The organism is Streptomyces sp. WAC05292 (genome assembly GCF_003949955.1).
Classification (GTDB): Bacteria; Actinomycetota; Actinomycetes; order Streptomycetales; family Streptomycetaceae; genus Streptomyces; species Streptomyces globosus.
In genome coordinates this window covers 1-1,471 of sequence record NZ_RPSE01000703.1, presented here as the reverse complement: position 1 = coordinate 1,471, position 1,471 = coordinate 1, and the positions used below count along the sequence as shown (strand labels likewise).

Sequence of the window (1,471 nt, the reverse complement as noted above, 5' to 3'; positions counted from 1 at the left end):
GCCACGGGGACGGGCGCGCCCTCCCCACGGGTCGGCAGGCGCCTCCGCACGGCCGGCGGGCCCGCCCGTCCCCGTGGCATCCCTCACGGTGATGAGAGGTTGACAGCCCGAAGCGCTGGAGGCCCGCGTGAGCCTCTTTGGGCCCCGGTCCGAATATGGGGAGTCGGAGAGAGGAGGTTCAGGGCGGCACATGCGTACTCAGGTACCGGCAAACCCCCATCGATGTCCGTGGTACCGGTAGACTGAAGCAAATCCCGCCCGGTTGCGGGAACACGCTGACAAACGCTGACAACGCAGATCGACGCAGCCGCTCCACGCCGGCACGCACGCCGGCCCGGAGTCCGGCCTGTGCTGTGCCAGAAAGGGCGCTTCGTGGCCGATTCCGGCAACCTCAACGACAACCAGTCCACAGCCGGCGAGAACGGGGAGGTCACCTCCTCGTACGACGCCTCCGCGATCCAGGTCCTGGAGGGCCTGGACGCCGTGCGCAAGCGGCCCGGCATGTACATCGGCTCGACCGGCGAGCGCGGTCTGCACCACCTCGTGTACGAGGTCGTCGACAACTCCGTCGACGAGGCCCTCGCGGGCCACGCGGACACCATCGACGTGACGATCCTCGCCGACGGCGGCGTGCGCGTGGTCGACAACGGCCGCGGCATCCCCGTCGACATCGTCCCGTCCGAGGGCAAGCCGGCCGTCGAGGTCGTGCTGACCGTCCTGCACGCGGGCGGCAAGTTCGGCGGCGGGGGCTACGCCGTCTCCGGCGGTCTGCACGGCGTCGGCGTGTCCGTCGTCAACGCCCTGTCGACGAAGGTCGCGGTCGAGGTCAAGCGCGACGGCCACCGCTTCACCCAGGACTACAAGCTGGGCGTCCCCACGGCCCCCCTCGCGAAGAACGAGGAGACCGAGGAGCACGGCACCACGGTCACGTTCTGGGCCGACGGCGACATCTTCGAGACGACCGAGTACTCCTTCGAGACGCTCTCGCGCCGCTTCCAGGAGATGGCCTTCCTCAACAAGGGCCTGACCATCAGCCTGACCGACGAGCGCGAGTCGGCGAAGGCCACCGTCGGCGCCGAGACGGCCGAGGAGACCGAGGAGCCGCAGGCCCGCACGGTCAAGTACTACTACGAGGGCGGCATCGTCGACTTCGTGAAGTACCTGAACTCGCGCAAGGGCGAGCTCATCCACCCGACGGTCATCTCCGTCGAGTCGGAGGACAAGGAGCGCATGCTCTCGGTCGAGATCGCGATGCAGTGGAACTCGCAGTACACCGAGGGCGTGTACTCCTTCGCGAACACGATCCACACGCACGAGGGCGGCACCCACGAGGAGGGCTTCCGCGCGGCCCTCACCGGTCTGGTGAACCGCTACGCGCGGGACAAGAAGCTGCTGCGGGAGAAGGACGACAACCTCGCCGGCGAGGACATCCGCGAGGGCCTGACGGCGATCATCTCGGTCAAGCTGGGCG

1 protein-coding gene is annotated in these 1,471 nt (G+C 68.7%); it reads left to right on the top strand.

The features are described 5' to 3' along the window. Positions 1-348: 348 nt before the first annotated feature. Positions 349-1,471: ATP-binding protein (locus tag EF903_RS32495; RefSeq protein WP_312845985.1), on the top strand; the 1,123-nt coding region annotated here is incomplete at its 3' end.